This window comes from Slackia isoflavoniconvertens (assembly GCF_003725955.1).
Taxonomy (GTDB): domain Bacteria; phylum Actinomycetota; class Coriobacteriia; order Coriobacteriales; family Eggerthellaceae; genus Slackia; species Slackia isoflavoniconvertens.
This window is the reverse complement of the sequence record NZ_QIBZ01000009.1, coordinates 71,891-91,421: the sequence shown is the minus strand read 5'-3', so window position 1 is coordinate 91,421 and position 19,531 is coordinate 71,891. Positions and strand designations below refer to the sequence as shown.

The following is a 19,531-nucleotide window of genomic DNA, read 5'->3' as shown; positions in this document are numbered from 1 at the left end:
GGGTGGGCACGGGCAGCTCGACGCCGTCCAGGCCGCTTTCGCCGTGAATCGACGCGGCCACTTCCTGCGGACGCACGATGGGACGGTCGCATCCGGCGTACACGGCCACGTCGGTGGCGTGCGCCTTTTCGAGCACCGCGCGGGCGTTGTAAGTCACCTTTTCGAGGCTTTGGTTGCCTCCGACGGTGGTCACGCCCAAAAGCTCGATTTCGGGGTTGCCCAGCGCGAGCAGGATGGCGACGGCGTCGTCGTGTCCTGGATCGCAATCCAGGATGATCTTCTTCGTCACGATTGCTCCTTTAAAAGAGGGGTTGTTTGCATGCCTTCGGCAAAGTATCAAAAATATTCGGCCAAAGGCATAACTTTGAATTTTAACGCATTCGAAATGAATAGGACGCGAAAGTTGGAAGTATGTATACGATGCTGATATGATTCGCTGTTGCGTCGAGCAGAAGTTGCTGAACGCCACCCGTTAAATGCTCGTAGCGTTTAGCAGGTCCGTTTGCATCTCGGCGCAGCGTCTTGTTTGACATTCGATGTGCAATCCTCCGCGCGTGTTTCCGCTGTGAACGGTTCTGAATTCCTTCGACATATGAAACGCGAAAGTCGGCAGCGCCTGATTCCTCGAATCAATTTGTTGCGCAACAGATTTCGCCACTTTGGCGGTATGGTGATTAGAGATAAAAACGATGGCCCAAATTGCATGTGGGGTCGCTTTCGGTGGCCGCTGCTGGATAAATCAGGCAAACGGCTGCCGCAGCGCGTTTAAACCATAAGCAAGGGTTATCATATTGGGCGAATAAAAGGCGGTTTACTGCCGCCAAGGCAACCAACGTCGCGAATAGAGGAGTTCTTCGTGGCACAACCTAGAAATCGCGTCGGGGGGGGGTCGCTCACTCGAGAGCAATTCCTTCTTCGAGAAATGCGCATCGTCGCCGACTTGCGCACGCAAGGTGAACCTGACGACGAAATAATCCAGCGCGTTAAGCGCGAAAACTTGTTTCAATATGGCACGGAACGCATGCTGGCCGATCGTGCCCGCGCATGCCTGCAGCGTCTCGATGCCCTCGAAAATGCCGACGCATCGCCCGAGTCTCGTGAAGCCGCCGCTCGTCTTACCGAACTGATTGCCCATGGCGCGCCCGAAGCTGCCGGGCAGGCGAACCTCTATGCCATGATTCGCCGATACGAGTTGATGCGCGCATTCATAGGCATCGAAATCGCCGATCGCCTGGCGTGTCTTGATTACACGTTCACGCGCGTTGACATGAATGCGTTTTTTACGCGCTACCAATTGGAAAATGCAGAAGCTGCCACATGGAGCGATGCGACGGTCTATCGCATTAAATCGACGCTTGCGAGCTGCCTGATAAACGTTAGCATGCTCGATTCTACGAAGGGCGGCCATCTTTCGCCGCTCATGCTCGACTTTGAAGTTGAATCGGCCATGAAAGAAAACGGCGATGCCGATATCGCCGCCGCGCTCTCGGGATTGGGGGCGATGTAGATGGCCCCCCAGTCGGAAACGACATACGATGTGCTCCAAGCGCATTCTAAGGCCGCGCGCACTCGGGTCGATTTCGACCATCGCTGCAAGGTGCTGCGCGCACGCCTTTGCGAACAAGATTTCCTGGAAAACAAAGGCCTGGGCAACGAAATAGGCTTTTTCACGTTCTGCTACGACGCGTCGCTCGAGCTTGAAATGCGTGCGTTCGTGGCCGATCTTCAGGCCGACGCCGCAAAAGGTGCTCTGCCGTGCAACCTCATCGTGAAAAACCTTTATGACGCATTCCTCGGCATTCTCGAGAAAAAGCGCATTCTGGCCGCCGTTCCTAAACAGGAACTCAAACACGGCTGCGACCACCAGCTCAAACAACTCAGCAAAATCGCCACGCCTGAAGCGTTTGCCGCCGCGCTCGACTATGAGCCGCACAAGCCCGGCGACGTGCTGCTGCTTACGGGCGTTGGCGAGGTATACCCATTGCTTCGTGTGCATACCTTACTCGACAACATGCACGTTGGCTTCAGTGACATCCCCGTGATCGTGGCCTATCCAGGTCGCTTTGATGGGCGCTCTTTCAACCTGTTCAATAAGCTAGGCGACGGCAACTATTACCGCGCCTTCGATATCGCATAGGAGGCTTGCGGTGATTATTCGCGACATGTTTGAGAAAGACATCAACCGTTCTATCAACGGCGTCATCAAAGTTTCCCAAGACGACGAACGCTCCATTAAACAGGAGCTTTCCGAATACGTGGTCACGCGCGAGCTGCAGGGGCATTTCGCGCATTTCTTCGAAAGCTATTCCCGCGCCCTCGACGTGCCCACCGATAAAATCGGCGTGTGGATTTCGGGCTTCTTTGGCAGTGGTAAATCGCACTTCTTGAAGATGCTGTCGTACCTGTTGTCGAACAAGGTAGTAGACGGCAGGCCCTCTATCGACTATTTCAAAGGCAAAATCAAAGACGAAATGGTGTATGCCAGCATGTGTCGTTGCGCCGAAGTGCCTACGGAAGCCATTTTGTTCAACGTTGACAACAAAGGCGCCCACTGGAAAAGCGGCGATACGGCGCGTACGGCGCTGCTGCGCGCATTCGAGCGTGTGTTCTATGAGAACTGCGGCTTTTTCGGCGAAGATTTGCGTTTGGCCAAGCTCGAGGCGTTTATCGACGAGCAGGGCAAAACTCAGCAGTTCCGCGATGCGTTCGAGCGAATCAATGGCGGCGCGTGGGTGGAATCGCGTGATGCGTACAGCTATTACAGAGACGATATCGTTGAAGTGCTGCAGCAGGTGCTTGGATGGAGCGAGCAAGCCGCTTCGAGCTGGTTTGATGGCGAAGAAGACGACGTTATCGCCATTGACACGTTTGCCAAGCAGGTCAATGAGTATTGCGAAGCGCGCGCGGCCGAGCACGGTGGCCAGTTCCGCCTGCTGTTTATGGCCGACGAAGTCGGTCAGTTCATCGGTGACGACCAAAGCCTCATGCTGAGCTTGCAAACCATCGTCGAGGAATTCGGCGCGCGCTGTGGCGGCCGCGTGTGGGTGATGGTCACGAGCCAAGAGGCTATCGACGAGGTCACCATGATTGTCGGCGACGATTTCTCGAAGATTCAAGGCCGCTTCAACACGCGTCTTTCGCTTTCGAGCTCGAGCGTCGATGAGGTTATCAAGCGCCGCGTGCTCGAGAAAACCGAGGCTGCCGAGCTCACCCTTGCGCAGGAATACGCACAGCAAAGCGCCGTGCTGAAGAACCTGTTCACATTTGAAGAATCGCGTGGCGATTTGGTTGGCTATGCCTCGCAGGCCGATTTCACAGAAAGCTACCCGTTTGTGAACTATCAGTTCAAGGTACTGCCCGACGTGATGACCGAAATACGCAAGCATGGCGTGAAGGCTGCGCATATGTCAACCGGCGAACGCAGCATGCTTTCGGCGTTCCAGGAATCGGCACAGGCGGTGCAGGGCGAAGGCGTCACCACGCTCGTGCCATTCTGGCGTTTCTTCGACACCATTTCGAAAGACCTCGACCACGGCATTATCCAGGTGGTCGTTCGCGCGAGCGAAGCCGCCGAAGCTGGGCGCGGCCTTATGCCCGAAGACGTGCGCCTGCTCAAGCTGCTCTACCTTATTCGATACATCAACTATATCAAGGCCACGGTGAACAACCTCACTATTTTGATGACCGACGATATGGGCGTCGACAAGGTTGCCCTGCGTGAGCAGGTGAAGGCGTCGCTCGACCGTCTGGTTCACGAGAACTATGTGGCGCGCCAGGGCGATGCCTACAACTTCCTCACCGACGAAGAACAAGAAATCGCGCGCGAAATTGCTGAAACGCAGGTGGATTCGGCCGAGGTAATAGAGACCATCAAAAAGAACCTGTTTGCGGGCATCTATACGCCCACTGCCTTGAAACGTGGAGCGAACGATTTCCCTTTCGACCGCTGCGTAGACGATTCCATGTACGGCAATGCCCAAAATGGCATGCGCTTGAATGTGGTGACCCTGGCGAACGATTTGTCTCGCGCTAGCGACAATGAGCTCGTGGCGAAATCGAGTGGTCAGGCCATAGTGGTGCTCGACAACGATAAAGACTATTACGACGTGCTGCTCGGCGTTGCCAAAGTGCGCAAATACATAAAAACGAAGAACCCTTCCCAGTTGCCGCCTTCTACGCAGGATATCGTGAAGGGCAAACTGAACCAGGCGAATTTCGACGAGCGAGAAGCCTCCAAGCTGCTTGAAGACGCGGTAGCCAATGCCAACTGCTACGTGGACGGCGCGGCAATCAAAGTGCGCACCGCAAGTGCGCGCGGCGTTTTCGACGAGGTGCTCGGTAGGCTCGCCGAATCGGTGTATAGCAAAGCGTCCTATATCACCGATCCCGTGACGGGCGACGGCGACATCGTGCGCATTTTGAATGAAGCGCAGCAGGGTATCGAGGGCTGGGGCGGTGCCAACGAGCAGGCGTGTAGAGAAGTGGCCGACTATCTTGCGGTTCAGGCACGTATCCATCAGCAAACTACCATGGACGATGTGCAGCGCCGTTTCCAAGGCGCACCGTACGGCTGGCGCGAAATAGATATAGCCGCAACGGTGGCGCGCCTTCTAGCTGCGCAAGAGGCGACGATTTTTTACGGTGGGACCATAGTTGCGACCGACAATCGCAATATAACGAGCTATCTGCGCAGACGTACTGAAATCGGCAAGGTCGAAGTGAAGCGCCGCGAAAAACTGAACGACCGACTCCTGAAAGATTGCCGCGACATTCTGTCTGAGCTCACGGGTGCGCGTGATATTCCCGCAGACGAAGACGGCTTGGTGCGCCGCGTGAAAAGCGAACTGGCGGAAGCCATCGGGCAATGCCAGCAGCTTTTGCGCACGCACTATTCGGGCATGCCGGCATACCCGTACCCCTATAAACAAGCGGTAGAAGATGGCGTGCATGTGCTGATGCAAGTGCAACAGCAGCAAAACGACCCCGAAGCGTTGCTGCGTGCGTTCCAGAAAGCCGAAGATGACCTTTTGGGTTTCGCCGAGGCGAAGGGAGACGTTGACGCGTTCTTTCCCAATCAGCAGCGCCTGTTCGACGAATCGGCCAAACTGTTGGCGAGTATTGCCGAAGAGGGCGATAGCATGGAAGGCGATGCCGAAGCCCAAGGCGCCATTGCCCAGGTGAAGGCCATTCTCCAATCGTCCAGGCCGGCGATTCCCCAGCTCAATAATTTGAATAATCGCATTCGCGATGCGCACGACAAGGTGGTGGCGGCGCATCGGGCGGATTTCCTGGATGCGCTCGATCGCGAAATTCGTGGTTTGGAGCACTATGCGGCCGATCAGGCTGAGCAGCCCGAAGCGGCAAAGGCCGCCTTCCTGAAAGCGCAGGTAGCGCTCGAGGGTTTGAAAACGCAGGCTCATGCCAAAAAGACGGCCCAGGCGATTGACGCTTTGCGTTTCCAGCTCGAGCAGAAGGCGAGCGAAGCTCAGCGCTCAATTGACGCTGCGGTGGAAGCGGCGAAAGAGAAGGCTGCGCGCGAGATATCGGTTCCTCATGAAACCGCAAGCGGTGAAATCGTGAACAACGTTTATCAGAAGTCTCAGGTACCACCTGTGTCAAAGCCTCGCGTTAAAGAAATTAAGCGCGGTGACGTGCTTCCGCGTAAAACCTTGAGATCGCGTGCCGAGGTGGACGCATACGTTGAGGCGTTGCGTGCGAGTTTGCTGAAAAACCTGGATGGCAACGATGCCATTCGCTTGAGCTAATCGGGAGAGCGCCATGAACGATTCTGCCATCAAAACATTTTGCGTACAGGCTCGCGAAAAGCTTGAGCAAGGCGTCGAGCTGCGCATGCGAAAATACGGCATCGCCGCCGAGGGCGTGCCTAATGCTGCCGCCGATGCTGTGGGCGCGCTGCCGCTTTCGCCCATCGAGCGTGAACAACGCGCCGAATTGCTGCAGCTGCAAACCAAGTTGGGCGAGGGAGATGCGGCCCATGGCAACGTCCGCTTGAAGGAGCGAGCGGCATATACCTGGTTCAATCGCATGGTGGCCATTCGCTTCATGGAGCTGCGCGATTTTCTGCCTAGCCGCGTGCGCATGTTCAGCAGATCTGATGGGAGCTTCGGTTCGCAGGCCGTTGACGAGGCGCTTGACGTGGAAATTGAGGGGCTCGATGCGGCTCGCGTACTGCAGCTGAAGCAGGCGAGCGACGATGAGGCGCTGTTCCGTTATTTGTTCTTGGCGCAATGCCAAGAACTCGCGAGCTGCATTCCCAATGTATTCGAGCCGGTGGATTCGGCCTTAGAGTTGCTTTTGCCCGACAAGCTTATGGCGCGCGACGGCGTGGCGCAAGCCATGGTTGAAGACATTCCGGAAGAGGACTGGCTCACCCACGTGGAAATTCTGGGTTGGATGTACCAGTACTACAATTCGCAGGCCAAAGACGACTTCTTCAAGTCGAAGTCGAAGGCGACCGCCGACACGTTGCCCGTGGCAACGCAGCTGTTCACGCCCGAATGGATTGTGCGCTACATGGTGGAGAATTCGCTTGGGCGTCTGTGGATGCTGAACAACCCGCAAAGCGGTCTGCGTGAGCGCATGGAATACTATATTGAGCCCGATGCCGAACATGAAGACTTCATTCGCATAAACGGACCCGAGGAAATAACGTTGTGCGATCCGGCGTGCGGTTCGGGCCATATTTTGGTGTACGCGTTCGATTTGCTGTTCGCCATGTATGAGGAGCGCGGCTATCGTGAGCGCGAGATTCCGCAGCTCATTTTGCAGAACAACCTTACCGGTTTGGAAATTGACCCTCGTGCGGCGCAAATCGCGAGCCTGGCGCTTGCCATGTGCGCTCGCGAGCACGATCGTCGTTTCTTTGGCAGGGGCGTGCAGGGCAATATCAACGTTGTGGCGCCGGTGCATATCGATGGCGAAGAGCTGCCTGCGACAGCGCCGCTGCTGGGCCAGCCGCAGTTGATGGATGCCTTGGCGCATTTGGACGAAATCGGCAGCCTTTTGAACCCGACTGAAGCCGAGCTTGCGGCTGTGGGTGCGACGGCCGAGCAGCTCGCGCAGGTGGCAGCGAGCGATATGTTCGCGGCAAGCGTGGCAGAAAAGCTGCAGCAAGCAAAAGCGACCTGCGAGCTTTTGGCGAAACGATACACCTGTGTGGTGGCCAACCCGCCTTACATGGGCAGCAGCAGCTTTAGCCCCTTCATGTCCAAATGGGTAAAGAAGAACTACCCCGACGTCAAGAGCGACCTGTGCACGTGCTTCATCGAGCGCGAGCTTTCGCTAATCGACAATCTGGGTTTCTGCGCCCTTATTACGTCCGATACTTGTATGTACCTCTCATCCTTCGAGAGTCTTCGCAAGAAAATTATCGAGGACAATACGCTTCTCTGTCTCATCGATACTCGCGGTTCAAACGCTCATCCTGACGTCTTTGACGCAAACGCCGGCTGGGTGCTGCAACGCGGATGCCGAAAAGGATATGAGGGGGCCTACTTCAAGCTCAATCAGAAGATTGGCGGGAAGGATTCGGCGCTGCTCGAGGCGATCAGGAACCCCGACTGCGGCTGGTTCTACCGCCGAGACGCCGACACCTTTAGGCAAATCCCTGGCATCCCCATGGCCTACTGGTTTTCCGTGTCCCTGCTCGAAGCTTTTAGGAGTGGGCATTCAATTGAAGAAGATTCTGATTACAGCGGGAGTCCGAATATCACGGGAAATAATGAAGTTTTTCTTCGTTTTTTTTGGGAGATATCCGAGAATGGTCTTTATTCCAAGTGGAGACCCTATTCAAAGGGCGGTGAATTTAGACGTTGGTATGGCAATGTCATTCATGTTGTTGATTGGTCGGAATCGGCACGGAGCTTTTACTATGAGAATAAGACGTCGACCTTGCTGCCTGAACGTTATTGGTATCAGGGCGGAATTACGTATACGATGCTCACGTCGGGTAAGGCATGCTTTCGGGCTATTTCGGATGGCTGTATTTGGGATAAGTCCGGACCTGTTATTTGTAGATTAGGAACGAAGTTAGAATTGTGCCTTGGGTTTTTAAACTCGCATATTGCACAAATGTGCCTTGACGCCCTGAATCCGACAATGAACTTACAAGTTAAAGATGTGAAATCGCTGCCCATTCTTGGAAAAGGGTTTGATTCAAGCAACACGCTGCTCGTTGACGAGTGCATTTCTCTCTCGAAAACTGACTGGGACTCGTTTGAAACCTCCTGGAATTTCAAACGCCATTCGCTGTTGTAGGTGATGAAAGGTGTCTATCAATAAGCCCATTGCTGAATCGGGAATCTTTTCCGTGGTGTCTGATTCTGACGCGCTTGTACTTATCGAGTTCTTTTTGTATTACGCTGCGCCACGAGGCATATCACCACTCTCCCTTGATTTGCCTCGTGCTTTGTCCGGCGTCGAAAAAGACGATTTGCTGAACGAGCTTTGCGACGAAGCGAAATGTGAAAGAAGCGATTTATGTTTTCCCACTCTGCGTAACGGCAGGACGAACGAAATATCACGCCTTAACTTGACAGATGAGCGTTTTGTCGTCGATGGGGCTAAGGGTTTCTTTTGGCTTAATGTGCCCAATGGGAAAGGGGCACCACCAGAAGATGAATTCGATTGCATTATCAGACATATTAGGAATTCGATTGCGCATGGCAGAGTATGCGCTGTAAACGATTACGGGTTATTTGAAGATATAAAAAACAACTTGACGATGAGATTCGTCGTGAAACCACAAGCGTTGATTAACTGGGTATCGCGTATCCAAGAACGGTTTGATAGCTAATGGGAGTCTGCTTATGCTCAGATAATTACGGTAGACCGTTTGAAGCATGTCGAAAAAACCATGCCAAACGCGCCGTGCATGCTGCTCGGCGTTTGATGCTAGGGCATGTACACCAACCCTTGTCGGAGGACATTCCCCAACACTTGGAAGTAGCCTGTTGCGGTATGACTACACCCAAATGGTATGCTAGATGTCTCGATCTTGTATCTATGACGAAGCAGGGTCTAAAGTCGAGGAAACGCCCAGTTCTAGACCAGCGCACCATCGTGGAACGCTGGTTGGTTTTTGCCATTGTTGGTAATGCCCTGCTAAGAAAACCCAATGGTTCGGTTGGGGCTCTATTCGATTCGCTTCTTTCGAATCCTACGAAGATGGTTCTTCTTGAAGTCGCGATAAGTACCAAAGAAGATCTTCTCGGCGTTTCCTTGTTCGGATTTCTCGTATTTAATTGCGGCCAGCTCGAGTTCACATATGTAATCGGCAACTTGTTGAAGCCTGAAGTCTTTAGGGCTGCAATTCCGGTAAACAACGACCTGGGTACCCAATGCATATTCGAATGCCGTATGCAGTGTGGACTTTACGGCTTCTTGTCCATCGTCGTAGTAAAGCTTAATGGCATCGAATGCCTGGAGCACGCTAAGCCTTTCCGAAAGGAAGGCGACGAGGTCTTGCTGCATTTTGCTGAACATTGCGGCGTCGGTACTGAACTGGTTTCTTTGGTACGCGAACGTGAAGTACTCGATGGGGCATTTAAGCGCGAAGGTGCTGAAGCATGTCAAGAGCCGCATCCTCGTCTGGATTGGCATGTTCCTATAAGCGTCGTTTCCTCTCATGAGGGGATTCATGTGCAGCGGGATATTTGGAAGGTTGCGATCCCTGAGAACTTGTTCGTACCGAGCAATCTCTTGCTGGATGGATATGGACTGCCTATGGAAAACGAGGGTGATGAGGTAGTGTTTGGCGTTCTCGCCTCCGTAGTTACCGGATTCATCAACGAAAACGGAAAGCTCCTTCATGGTGCAGCCTCTCCTAAAACAAGAAATGCCGGGGGGATCCCCCGGCCCTTGACTGCCTTCCATAAAGGAACGCAAAACTTTTATACCACAGGCCGAGGCGTTCTTTCAAGATGTAATTATAGCAAACACATGTTCGTATCACAATGTATAACCGCAGGTAAATTGCTTGGAAAGGTGGCGTAAATGGCAACGCTTCTTGCAGATAAATATGAGGCCCGCAAGGCCGAAGTGAACGAGCGCTTCGAGCAACTTCGCGCAAATGAGGAAAAGCTCAATCGCATTTTCGCCGAAATCTACAACATGGTGGGCGAGGTGCCCATCGAGGTGGAGGACAAATACGTGTCGGTGGCGCGCATCTTCGACACGGCGGACGAAATCCCCGAATCATATAAGGGCAACAAGTACGTGCGCACCAAGCGCGACGAAATCACGAGCCTTATGAGCTACGCGGTTGGCTGCATGTTCGGGCGTTATTCGCTCGATGTGGACGGCCTGGTGCTGGCCGACCAGGGCGACACGTTGGCCAACTACGTGGCTAAAATGCCCGATGCGAATAACATTACGTTCATGCCCGACGAAGACAACGTGCTGCCCATATGCGACGACGAGTATTTCGAAGACGACATCGTGGGCCGTTTCGTTGAATTCGTGCGCGTGGTTTATGGCGCTGAAACGCTTGAGGAAAACTTGCGGTTCATCGCTGACGCATTGGGCGGCAAAGGCACGCCGCGCCAGGTGATTCGCGTGTATTTCCTGAAAGATTTCTTCAGCGACCACTGCCAAACCTACAAGAAGCGTCCCATCTATTGGCTGTTCGATTCAGGCAAGAAGAACGGCTTTAAAGCGCTGGTGTACATGCATCGCTACCAGCCCGACCTGCTGGCACGTGTGCGTACCGATTACGTGTTTGCGCAGCAGGAGCGTTATCGCACGCAAATCGGCTATATCGATGATGCGCTCGCGAGTGCCGAGAAAGGCGAGCGCGTGAAGCTCGAAAAGCAGCGCAAGAAGTTTGTCGACCAGCTGGAAGAGACCGCGAAATTCGAGGAAAAGCTGCACCACTTGGCCGACCAAATGATCGCCATCGATTTAGACGACGGCGTGAAAGTGAACTACGCGAAGTTCCAAGATGTGCTGGCGAAGATCAAATAGACAAGCGCCTTTCGTCGAAGCGAATGTGAAAGTGATGGAATAGATGGCTCAAATTGATATACAAGCACAGCTCAAGGCTAAGTTCGCGCAACCTTTGGCGCCTGACGCCGCGCGGCGCATTGTGGTGTGGAACGACCCTTCGGGCGAGTTCGAGGGCTCATTCGATTCATTGGTCGAAAACGGCTTCGACGATGCGGGTGCAATCGATGGCGTGATGCCTGCGCACGAGGGCTTTGCGCGCGCCGTGCGGTTTGTGAAGGCATACGACGGCGTGATGTTTGAAACCAAGCGCCTTATCGCGCGCGGCGACACCGAAAACGACCTGTTGGTGTATCGCCAGCGTGCCCGAGGCGATATCGAGGGCGACTGGCTTGCCGATGTTGAACTGTATGCCGATCATTTCCAGGCAGATTTTCTATCTATTCTGGCCGACGAACTCAATGCTGCCGATGCAAGCGACGTGCGCGCGGCGCTTTCGACGTATCGCTCGTTTTTCGCAGCGAAAACCCGTTGCCGCCAGTTCTCCAAGTGCTGCCCCGCGCCGCAGACGGGCGCACAGGTTGAGCTGGGCGTGTTGGCCGCGCTGCTTGGCGGCGAGGCTCCCGATGATGCGCGTGCGTCGTTCGTGGTGCGCGGCTATTTGGCTGCGTTGCAGCGCGACGGCGCCCAGGCGGCAGAGTTGTTCGTGAAATACGATGCCGCCGAAGCTTTGGAGCGTTGCGTGAGGCGCCTCACCGGCTTCGATGGCGCGCTCGACGGGCGCGATTCTTTTGTCGCGCTTGCATCGCATGTGCTGCTGTCGGCTGCGTCGATTTCCATCGCACGCGACCAGCTTTCTGGGCTCGAATCGCATATAAGCGAGGCCAATGCGACGTTTTGCATGGCGCTCGTGAGCGATTGGGACCGCGACCCTCGTTTTTCGTCGGAGGCTCTTTTCGAGATGTGTCGTATTGTGGAAAACGAATGCGGCTTGCCAGCGCGTTTTTCCTGCGCGCCACTTGATGCCATTGTCGAATGCGACGTGTTCCCGTGTGTGAACGAGGCAATTCTGGCATCGCTGCTCACGTCGTTCGCCGAGGGGGCCGACCGAGTGTGCGATGCGCGCAAGGCGTTGTGCCGCCGCGCGAATTTGTCGTGGTATGCGCGTGTGGCCTGCTATTTCGACGTGCTTGCTGCCGTGGCCGGCATGCGCGAGTTCAAAACGCTTCATGCTCAGGGTTTTCATGTGGCGCTTCCCGCCGAAGTGTGGAATGCCTACGTCGGCGATTGGTGCAAGATGGATGCCTTTTACCGCTCGCTGTGCCGCGCATATGGGGCATGCCGCGCGAAGGGCTACGAAGCGCTCGAGGAGCCTGTGCGTTCGGCGCTCGAATGGGCCGAAAACCTTTACAGCGGGTGGTTTTTGGCGGAATCGAATGCGTGCTGGACGAACGCCGCGCAGGCGCAGTGGCTCGATTCGGGCTGCATTTCGGGCGTCGACCGCCAGCGCGATTTCTTCTGGAAAATCATGCCCGCATGCAAGGGCTCGGCGAAAACGATGGTGGTCATCGTGTCCGATGCGCTGCGTTTCGAGGTGGGGCGCGAAATTGCGGGCGAGCTTGAGCGCGAAAAGGGCGGCATGGTAAAGCTGGATAGCATGCAGGCGACATACCCGTCCATCACGGAATTCGGTATGGCGGCGCTTCTGCCGCATCGCGGCATGTCGCTCGATGGCGAGACCGGGGCTGTGTGCGTGGACGGTTTGCCGAGCGCTACAACCGAGCAGCGCGAGTCGGTGCTTCGCACGGTGAGCCCGCACGCCCGCGCTCTGCGTGCCGAGAAATATCTTGACATGCCAGCGGCCGAGCGCAAAGAGCTGCTGAAATCGGCCGAGGTGGTGTATTTGTACCACAACGTCATCGACGCCACGGGTGAAAAGCTTGCCACCGAAAGCTCGGTATTCGACGCGTGCGACGATGCCGTGCGCGATCTGGTGGCGCTTGCGCGACGCGTGTGCATCGATGCGCCGGGCGCGCATGTTGCCATAACCGCCGACCACGGTTTTCTGTATACGCGTCACGAACTTGGCGAGTGCGAGCGCATTTCGAAAGCGTATGTGCCCGATAATCAGGCGATTTGCGGCAAGCGACACATCGTGTGCCGCGATATCGATCCTGCCGCCATCGGCGGCGACCCCGAAGGCGCGTTGTTCATCGGAATGAACATGGACAATATCGAGGGCGGCAAATATTACGGCTTCACGCCGCGCCAAAGCGTGCGCATCAAGCAACAGGGCGGCACGTGCCGCTATGTGCATGGCGGCGTAAGCCTGCAAGAGCTGTGCGTGCCGCTCATTACGTTTTGGCGCGTTGGCTCGCGCTCAAAGGAATTCGAAGACACGCGCCCGGCGACGCTGCGAGTGCTCAGCGACGTGCGCCGTATTACCAATTCGCTGTTCGGCGTGAAGTTTTTGCAGGAAGAACCCGCCGTGGGCAAGGTACTGCCGTGCGAATATGAGCTATCGTTTGCCGATTCGTCGGGCAACGAGGTAAGCGATGTGGTGAAGGCGCATGCCGATAAAACGTCGCCGAACCCGCAAGACCGCGTGGTCCAGGTGCGCTTCGCGCTCAAAGGCTCGAGTTTCTCGTCGAAAGAACAGTATTTCCTGGTGGCGCGCGAGCGCGAAACTGGGCGCATTGTGTGGAAGGAACCGTACACCATAGAGGTTTCCTTCGCACCAAGCGACATGTTTGGATTCTAATTTGAGCGCATACGCGCAGTGTATAGAAAGGGGTGGCCATGGCTGCCGAATACGATGACGATTTGTGGGAAGTTCCCGAAGTGGAACCTTGCGAGGAATATGCGCAGGCTGGCGATGGTGTCGGCGAGCAAGAGGTCGACGCGGCGCGGGAGTGCGGTACCGATGGGTTCGACGATGGCCAGCCTGTGGGATACGAGGCCGACGAGCTCGATTGCAAGCTATTGGAACACTTCGGTGGCAAAATCGTGCGTAAAGACCTTACGTCGCTCATGAAGCGTGGCGCGAATGTGCCCACCTTCGTGCTGGAATACCTGCTGGGGATGTATTGCTCCACCGACGATGACGATGCCATTCGCGAGGGCCTCGACCGCATTCGAAGAATTCTTTCCGAGAATTACGTGCGGCCCGACGAAAGCGAACGTATCAAGTCGAAGATCCGCGAATCGGGCCAGTTCACCATTATCGATAAGGTGTCGGCAAGGCTTGACGAATATAGCGATTTATATGTGGCGCAGTTCACGAACTTGAACATTGAACCGTTCGTTATGCCAGCGGATTATGTTCGCGACTACACGAAGATATTGCAAGGGGGCATCTGGTGCATTATGCGCATCGCGTACAATCGCGCAGATGTCGAGGAAGACGATTTCGGCGATGACGTGTTCGGCGATGAGCGCCCGAAGAAGAAATCGTCGAAAAAGAAGCGCACGCCCGCCGATTCTCCGTTCTCGGTGATGAGCCTCACGCCAATCCAAATGCCAAATTTGGATTTGGAGGGGCTTATCGAACAGAGACAATACTTCTCGCGCGACGAATGGATGGATGTGCTTTTGCGCTCTGCTGGTTACGAGCCGAATGTGCTTACCGAGCGCGAGCGCTTGCATTTCATCGAGCGCATGGTGCCGCTTGTGGAGCGCAACTATAACCTATGCGAGCTTGGCCCTCGCGGTACGGGCAAAAGCCATATCTACAAAGAGGTGTCGCCCTACGCGATTTTGTTGTCGGGCGGCCAAACCACTACGGCGAACTTGTTTGGTCGCATGAATGCGCGCGGCGCGGCAAGGCTCGGCCTGGTGAGCCATTGGGATTGCGTTACGTTTGATGAAGTGGCAGGCATGCGCTTTAAAGACGTGCGTGCCGTGCAGATTCTGAAGGATTACATGGCGTCGGGCAGCTTCGCGCGTGATCGTGACCAAATTAACGCTGATGCATCCATGGTATTCGAAGGCAACATCAACGATTCGGTCGCCAATGTGCTGAAAACCACGCATTTGTTCGATCCCTTCCCGCCGGAATTCAACGACGATTCGGCGTTTTTCGACCGTATTCACTATTACCTGCCGGGCTGGGAAGTTCCCAAGATGCGTTCCGATTTGTTGACGGAGCACTACGGGCTTATCACCGACTGCTTAAGCGAATTCTGTAAGGAAATGCGCCGTCGCGATTGCACGCATTTGATCGACCGGTATTTCCGCTTGAACAGCGATTTCAATAAGCGCGACGAAATCGGCGTGCGCAAAACGTTTTCGGGGCTGGCGAAGCTGCTGTTCCCCGACCAAAAGATGGAAAAAGAAGACGTGCGTTGGTTGCTGGAGTATTCCATTGAAGGCCGCCGCCGCGTGAAAGAGCAGCTCAAGATCATGGCCGGCGTGGAGTTCATTGATGTGAATCTGGGTTATTTGGATGCCGAAAACCCGGGCGATATGCGCGTGATTGGCGTGCCCGAGCAGTCGAGCGACACACTGATTCCCGATGGTCCGCTTATGCCAGGGCAAGTGTTTGGCGTAGGTAAGTCGCTTGGTGGCGAGTTCGCGGTATACAAGCTCGAAAATAAAGCTGTGGCTGGCGAGGGCAAATTCAGCCACGAGGGCATTGGCAACAGTCGTCCTGTGAAAGATTCGGTAGAGGCCGCCCATCGTCTGTTCGTGGAGAACGCGTCGCGCGTGGCGCGTGGCATGCACGTGGGCTCAAAAGACTTCCTGCTGTATTTCAACGATCTTCAAAGCAAGGGATTGTCCGATGAGGTATCGCTTGCCGAATTCGTTGGTTTATGTTCGGCGGCATGCAACAAGCCAGTGCTCGATGCCATGGTGGTGCCGGGTGCGCTGCGCATCTCGGGCACCATCGACGATATTCGCGGCCTGGAAGACATCATGCGCGTGGCGAAGAATGCTGGCGCAAAGCGCGTGCTGCTGCCTACGTCGTCGATTCAAGACATGCAGATGGTCTCGCCCGAGCTCGTGTCGGGCGTTAGCCCAGTGTTTTACTTTCCAGGTGATTACGTTGGCGCGGCGCAAAAAGCCCTCGGGCTGTAATGAGAAATAATCGTAGGGGAGACCAAGATGGGCGAGGACGAAGGGCGCGTGCTCGGTAGCGCAAATGATGTGAGTACGAGCTTCGATGCGAGGGCGATGAGCGATTCGCTTTTTCGTGCGCTCGATGACACGTTTGGCGCGGATGCTTGCGATGCGCGTGAGCGGCAGGCCGCCGAACGGGATCGGCAGCGTGCGATGGACTCCCTGCGGGCGGCATCGCTTCGCCGCGTGAGGCGCAAATACCGCACGCGGCGCAACGTGCTCGCGCAGATGATAAACGATGCGATTTCCGAATATGTTCGAACGTGCGAAACCGCGGCGCTGGATGATACGCGCAAGAAAATGCGTATGATTACTTCGTTGCGGCGTGAAGATCGCTACAGGGCCTTTCTTGCCATGGGCTCGAAGGATGAGCTCCTTAAACGCTTGGGGCAAACTATCGATGCCGCTGAAGCCATGATTGAAATCAATTCGCCCGAACGCTTTGAAGCATATTACGCTGCCGCGGCCGGCTGCTTGGCTGGGCGCGTTTCGGCTATGGAAAGCATCAAGGTTGCGCTCGCCGACGATGAACAGTCAGACGCCTCGTTCGCCAATGACCCAACATGCGTCGATAGGGAAGACCCGGATGACGCTGTGGCGAGAGCGATTGAGGATGTGTACGCGAGTTGTTTTGGCGAGAAGATGCGAAATGCCTTCGAAATTACGGGGCATGACGAGAGGCGCCAAAAGCTTGTGGGCGAAATTGAAGATGTCGAGCGGCGCGCGATGATCGAGGTGCAAGAATTGATGCGCTCGCGCGCTCGGCAGATTGCGGGGCATTGTGTGGGGACGATAGAATTGCCCACGTTTGAGGGTGTGGCTTGCGAGAGGGCTATAGGTCTTGGCCAGCTCGAGGTGCTGCTTTCTGAGGTTCGCGCTTCGTATGCGTCGTATGTGCGCTGTGTACAGCAAGGTGGTTTGGCGTGCGCATTCGGAGTGGGGCTCGGGTCAGGTCGACAGGGCTATGTGCCCATTCTGCGTCTGCGCCAGTCGCTATCTGACGTATATGAAAGCGACGATTGCGAATTTGATGTCTCCGAACATTTCGATATCCCCGATTTCTACGATGAAGATGCCCATGCAGGCGGTGACGACATCGACAAGGCGATTAAGCGAATGCGAGAGTTCAACGCGCAACCGTTTCGTGATGTGCTGGTCGATGACCCCGCTGAGCACGCAAGGCAGTTCTGGTATGGGTTAAAGAAGCTGCTTGTGTTTGCCGAGGACGCTATCGATATCGACGAGCGTAAATGGGATGCGTTCGTCGATCGCGTAGAGTTTGCGGCGCAGCAGGCCATGGTGGTCTTCGTGAGACAGATGGATGCGGGCCAGGCCTTCCAGTTTCGACGCGATCTCGAAGATTTACTGGGGTCGAGTGAGTAGGGGCGCCAATGGCGAAGTGGACCAAACGTGAAGTCGAGCGGCTCTACGATGCTGTGGCATGCAGTCGATTGGATGACCGGCGGCATTTTTCTGACTGCGGCGCCTTTGTATCTGACCGCGAGAGTTTTACGGCTTCGCAGCGACTTGACCGCGTGAAGGCGATTTTCGTAGAGGGCGGGCACTCGTGCATTCCGCAGCGCCGTTTCGTTGCATCGGGCTGCTTCGAATACGAAGGTGGGTTTTGTCCCTATTATTTGTGGCAAGCGTGCATCGCATCTTACGATGCGGCGATTCTCGAGTTCCTTGGTTCGGTTGGGTTCGTTGCCGATGATTCGATTCTCGACGAGCGCGTCGTCAATCCCATCGCGATGTATTTTTCTGAACGCGGAGTATGGAGCGGCTTGTATCGCTCCATAAGCTATCGATATTCGTTATCTGGCGAGGTCCCATCTTTGAGTTGGGGTGATATGGCGAAATTCATTCGCGAGGCCAATGATTTGGGCTTTCTGCTTTTAGGCTGCGAAGAATGGTGCACAGATCGTCGCTCACTAAGCAATATGGCGCTGTTTGCCCGGGAGAGCTTGCATGAAGTGGTGCTTCTTTTTATCCAATTCATGCCCGATGAGGAAATCCCCCTCGATGTTTTGTGCTCGCTGCCGTTGTTCGCTTTTCGAGATCGCGATTTGCAATGGGCGCTCAATGGTGGCCGCATTGAGGCGGCCATCGGCCTGTTTCTCTTGGATTCCGATTGGGTCGACCGTTTGCGTCGTGGCGAACACTACTTTTACGGTACGCCTTTGTACGTTCCCGATACGGCAACGGTTCCTATGCTAGAAAAGGCCGAACGCGCTGGAATGGAGTTCGACCAGGTGATGACGCCTACGGAAAACATCGAGGTACTTCGTTGGGCGGCCAGGCGTCATGCGATGCCTATTGCCTGGGAAGTGGGTTTCGAGAAGGTATTCGAAGACAGAATCAGCGGGCGCGGGATGGAGAATGCCTCGCGAAGTCTGGATTACGAGAGTATTCGACTGTTCTTGGAGAATGGCGCGAAGCGATGCGTCGACGTGAGGGCGGCGTATAAGGCGGGCAGGGATGATTTACTCTGCTTGTATGAATCGTTCGGAATCGAAACCGCGCGCGTGACGAAAGGCTTCACACAAGATGAAATCTGGGATGGCTCATCGTTTGTGGACGATGACGGTGTTATCGATATTCCCAATGGGGTGCGCATCATTCATGAGAAAGCGTTTTGGAAGAAAGACGACGATAGATTCTTCCTTAAACAGGGCGCTGATGCTGCTAAGAAGCCTTGCGATATTGATTTGGTGCTGCCGTCAAGTGTGGAGTCTATCGGCGACTACGCGTTTTCGAACCGACCTTTCAGAAAGGTTGCTCTTCCGTCAAGCGTGAAAAGCGTGGGCGCGTATGCGTTCTACAAAGCAAGCTTTGTTTCGCTGTACGATTCTATTGACGAGGACGGCGGCGGGCGAGCGAACGAAGCCGCGCGTTCGCGTGGAGATACATGCAACTCCTCGTTCGGTTCTCGGTACGAATCGAAAGTCGGCTTGATAAATACATTCTTCCCTGTCCTCCATACGAGGAGCCATACGGTTGCGTCTCCCTGTACGATAGAAGTGAGAAGCGTAAAAACCCGCTTGGTCAAATACCGCGTGTTTATGCCAGGCGTGAGCGCTCCGCAATATGTGCGTGACATCTATGCGGCGAATTGGGGCTATGGGGCGTCGTTTGACTTTTCGAAGGTTGATGGCTTGTTCGAAAAGTTGGGCGACAGGGAAGCGAAGACGCGTACGGCGTTGAACCGTTTGGCCTGGCCGGTTAACTTGAGCGAAGATGATCGTGAGACCTTTTCGGCGTATTTGAGGCGGAATCGGGTTCATGCCGTGCGCTATTGTTTGGCAGACAACGATGATGCGGGTCTGCGTTTTTTGGATACATTGGGCTACATCGACGATGGTTGGCGTAGCGAATTCGCACAACTTGCTCGCGAATACCAATGTTCCGACGAGGTCGTTTATCGAGTGAAGCCGTTTTAAGAACGCCTTGA

At 55.1% G+C, this 19,531-nt stretch carries 12 protein-coding genes; 10 read left to right on the top strand and 2 right to left on the bottom strand.

Annotation, left to right across the window (positions count from 1 at the left end; genetic code table 11):
• Window positions 1-289 (bottom strand): nucleoside hydrolase (locus DMP05_RS06285; protein WP_211326864.1); only part of this gene is annotated, 289 nt, incomplete at its 3' end.
• A gap of 567 nt (window positions 290-856) precedes the next feature.
• On the opposite strand from DMP05_RS06285, the gene DMP05_RS06280 reads away from it, so the two are divergent.
• From DMP05_RS06280 to DMP05_RS06260, 5 genes are read left to right on the top strand one after another with little or no spacing between them, the layout of a single operon-like run.
• Window positions 857-1,507 (top strand): DUF1819 family protein, encoded by a 651-nt coding sequence (locus DMP05_RS06280; protein WP_148039697.1) that lies wholly within the window; start codon window positions 857-859, stop codon window positions 1,505-1,507.
• Entirely contained in the window at window positions 1,508-2,137 is a 630-nt protein-coding gene (locus tag DMP05_RS06275) for a DUF1788 domain-containing protein (RefSeq protein WP_123219637.1), read from the top strand.
• Window positions 2,138-2,147: 10 nt separating this feature from the next.
• The gene (brxC, locus tag DMP05_RS06270; protein ID WP_123219636.1) at window positions 2,148-5,765 is read left to right on the top strand and encodes a BREX system P-loop protein BrxC; all 3,618 of its coding nucleotides are present in this window, start codon (window positions 2,148-2,150) and stop codon (window positions 5,763-5,765) included.
• Window positions 5,766-5,778: 13 nt separating this feature from the next.
• Window positions 5,779-8,277, top strand: coding sequence for a BREX-1 system adenine-specific DNA-methyltransferase PglX (gene pglX, locus DMP05_RS06265; RefSeq protein ID WP_123219635.1), 2,499 nt, complete (start codon window positions 5,779-5,781; stop codon window positions 8,275-8,277).
• Between the two features lie 10 nt (window positions 8,278-8,287).
• Window positions 8,288-8,815 (top strand): hypothetical protein, encoded by a 528-nt coding sequence (locus tag DMP05_RS06260; RefSeq protein WP_123219634.1) that lies wholly within the window; start codon window positions 8,288-8,290, stop codon window positions 8,813-8,815.
• Between the two features lie 338 nt (window positions 8,816-9,153).
• On the opposite strand, the gene DMP05_RS06255 is transcribed toward DMP05_RS06260, so the two are convergent.
• Window positions 9,154-9,831, bottom strand: coding sequence for a DUF3800 domain-containing protein (locus tag DMP05_RS06255; protein WP_183907129.1), 678 nt, complete (start codon window positions 9,829-9,831; stop codon window positions 9,154-9,156).
• Window positions 9,832-10,014: 183 nt separating this feature from the next.
• Between DMP05_RS06255 and DMP05_RS06250 the strand changes: the two genes are divergently transcribed.
• The 5 genes from DMP05_RS06250 to DMP05_RS06230 are packed head-to-tail and all read left to right on the top strand — an operon-like array spanning window position 10,015 to window position 19,520.
• Complete coding sequence (locus tag DMP05_RS06250; RefSeq protein WP_123219633.1) at window positions 10,015-10,983, top strand: BREX-1 system adenine-specific DNA-methyltransferase PglX; 969 nt, start codon at window positions 10,015-10,017, stop codon at window positions 10,981-10,983.
• A gap of 43 nt (window positions 10,984-11,026) precedes the next feature.
• Window positions 11,027-13,723, top strand: coding sequence for a BREX-1 system phosphatase PglZ type A (gene pglZ, locus DMP05_RS06245; RefSeq protein ID WP_123219632.1), 2,697 nt, complete (start codon window positions 11,027-11,029; stop codon window positions 13,721-13,723).
• A gap of 38 nt (window positions 13,724-13,761) precedes the next feature.
• Window positions 13,762-16,038 (top strand): protease Lon-related BREX system protein BrxL, encoded by a 2,277-nt coding sequence (gene brxL, locus DMP05_RS06240; RefSeq protein ID WP_123219631.1) that lies wholly within the window; start codon window positions 13,762-13,764, stop codon window positions 16,036-16,038.
• 27 nt (window positions 16,039-16,065) lie between these two features.
• Window positions 16,066-17,463, top strand: coding sequence for a hypothetical protein (locus tag DMP05_RS06235; protein ID WP_123219630.1), 1,398 nt, complete (start codon window positions 16,066-16,068; stop codon window positions 17,461-17,463).
• Between the two features lie 8 nt (window positions 17,464-17,471).
• Window positions 17,472-19,520: a leucine-rich repeat protein gene (locus DMP05_RS06230; protein ID WP_123219629.1), complete on the top strand. Its 2,049-nt coding sequence runs from the start codon at window positions 17,472-17,474 to the stop codon at window positions 19,518-19,520.
• The last annotated feature ends 11 nt before the right edge of the window (window positions 19,521-19,531 follow it).

Bases quoted from the DNA above. Each gene is read 5' to 3' on its own strand.
- pglX (WP_123219635.1), top strand. From the start codon at position 5,779: ATGAACGATTCTGCCATCAAAACATTTTGCGTACAGGCTCGCGAAAAG.
- brxL (WP_123219631.1), top strand. From the start codon at position 13,762: ATGGCTGCCGAATACGATGACGATTTGTGGGAAGTTCCCGAAGTGGAA.
- DMP05_RS06250 (WP_123219633.1), top strand. From the start codon at position 10,015: ATGGCAACGCTTCTTGCAGATAAATATGAGGCCCGCAAGGCCGAAGTG.
- DMP05_RS06230 (WP_123219629.1), top strand. From the start codon at position 17,472: ATGGCGAAGTGGACCAAACGTGAAGTCGAGCGGCTCTACGATGCTGTG.
- DMP05_RS06275 (WP_123219637.1), top strand. From the start codon at position 1,508: ATGGCCCCCCAGTCGGAAACGACATACGATGTGCTCCAAGCGCATTCT.
- pglZ (WP_123219632.1), top strand. From the start codon at position 11,027: ATGGCTCAAATTGATATACAAGCACAGCTCAAGGCTAAGTTCGCGCAA.
- DMP05_RS06235 (WP_123219630.1), top strand. From the start codon at position 16,066: ATGGGCGAGGACGAAGGGCGCGTGCTCGGTAGCGCAAATGATGTGAGT.
- DMP05_RS06255 (WP_183907129.1), bottom strand. From the start codon at position 9,831: ATGAAGGAGCTTTCCGTTTTCGTTGATGAATCCGGTAACTACGGAGGC.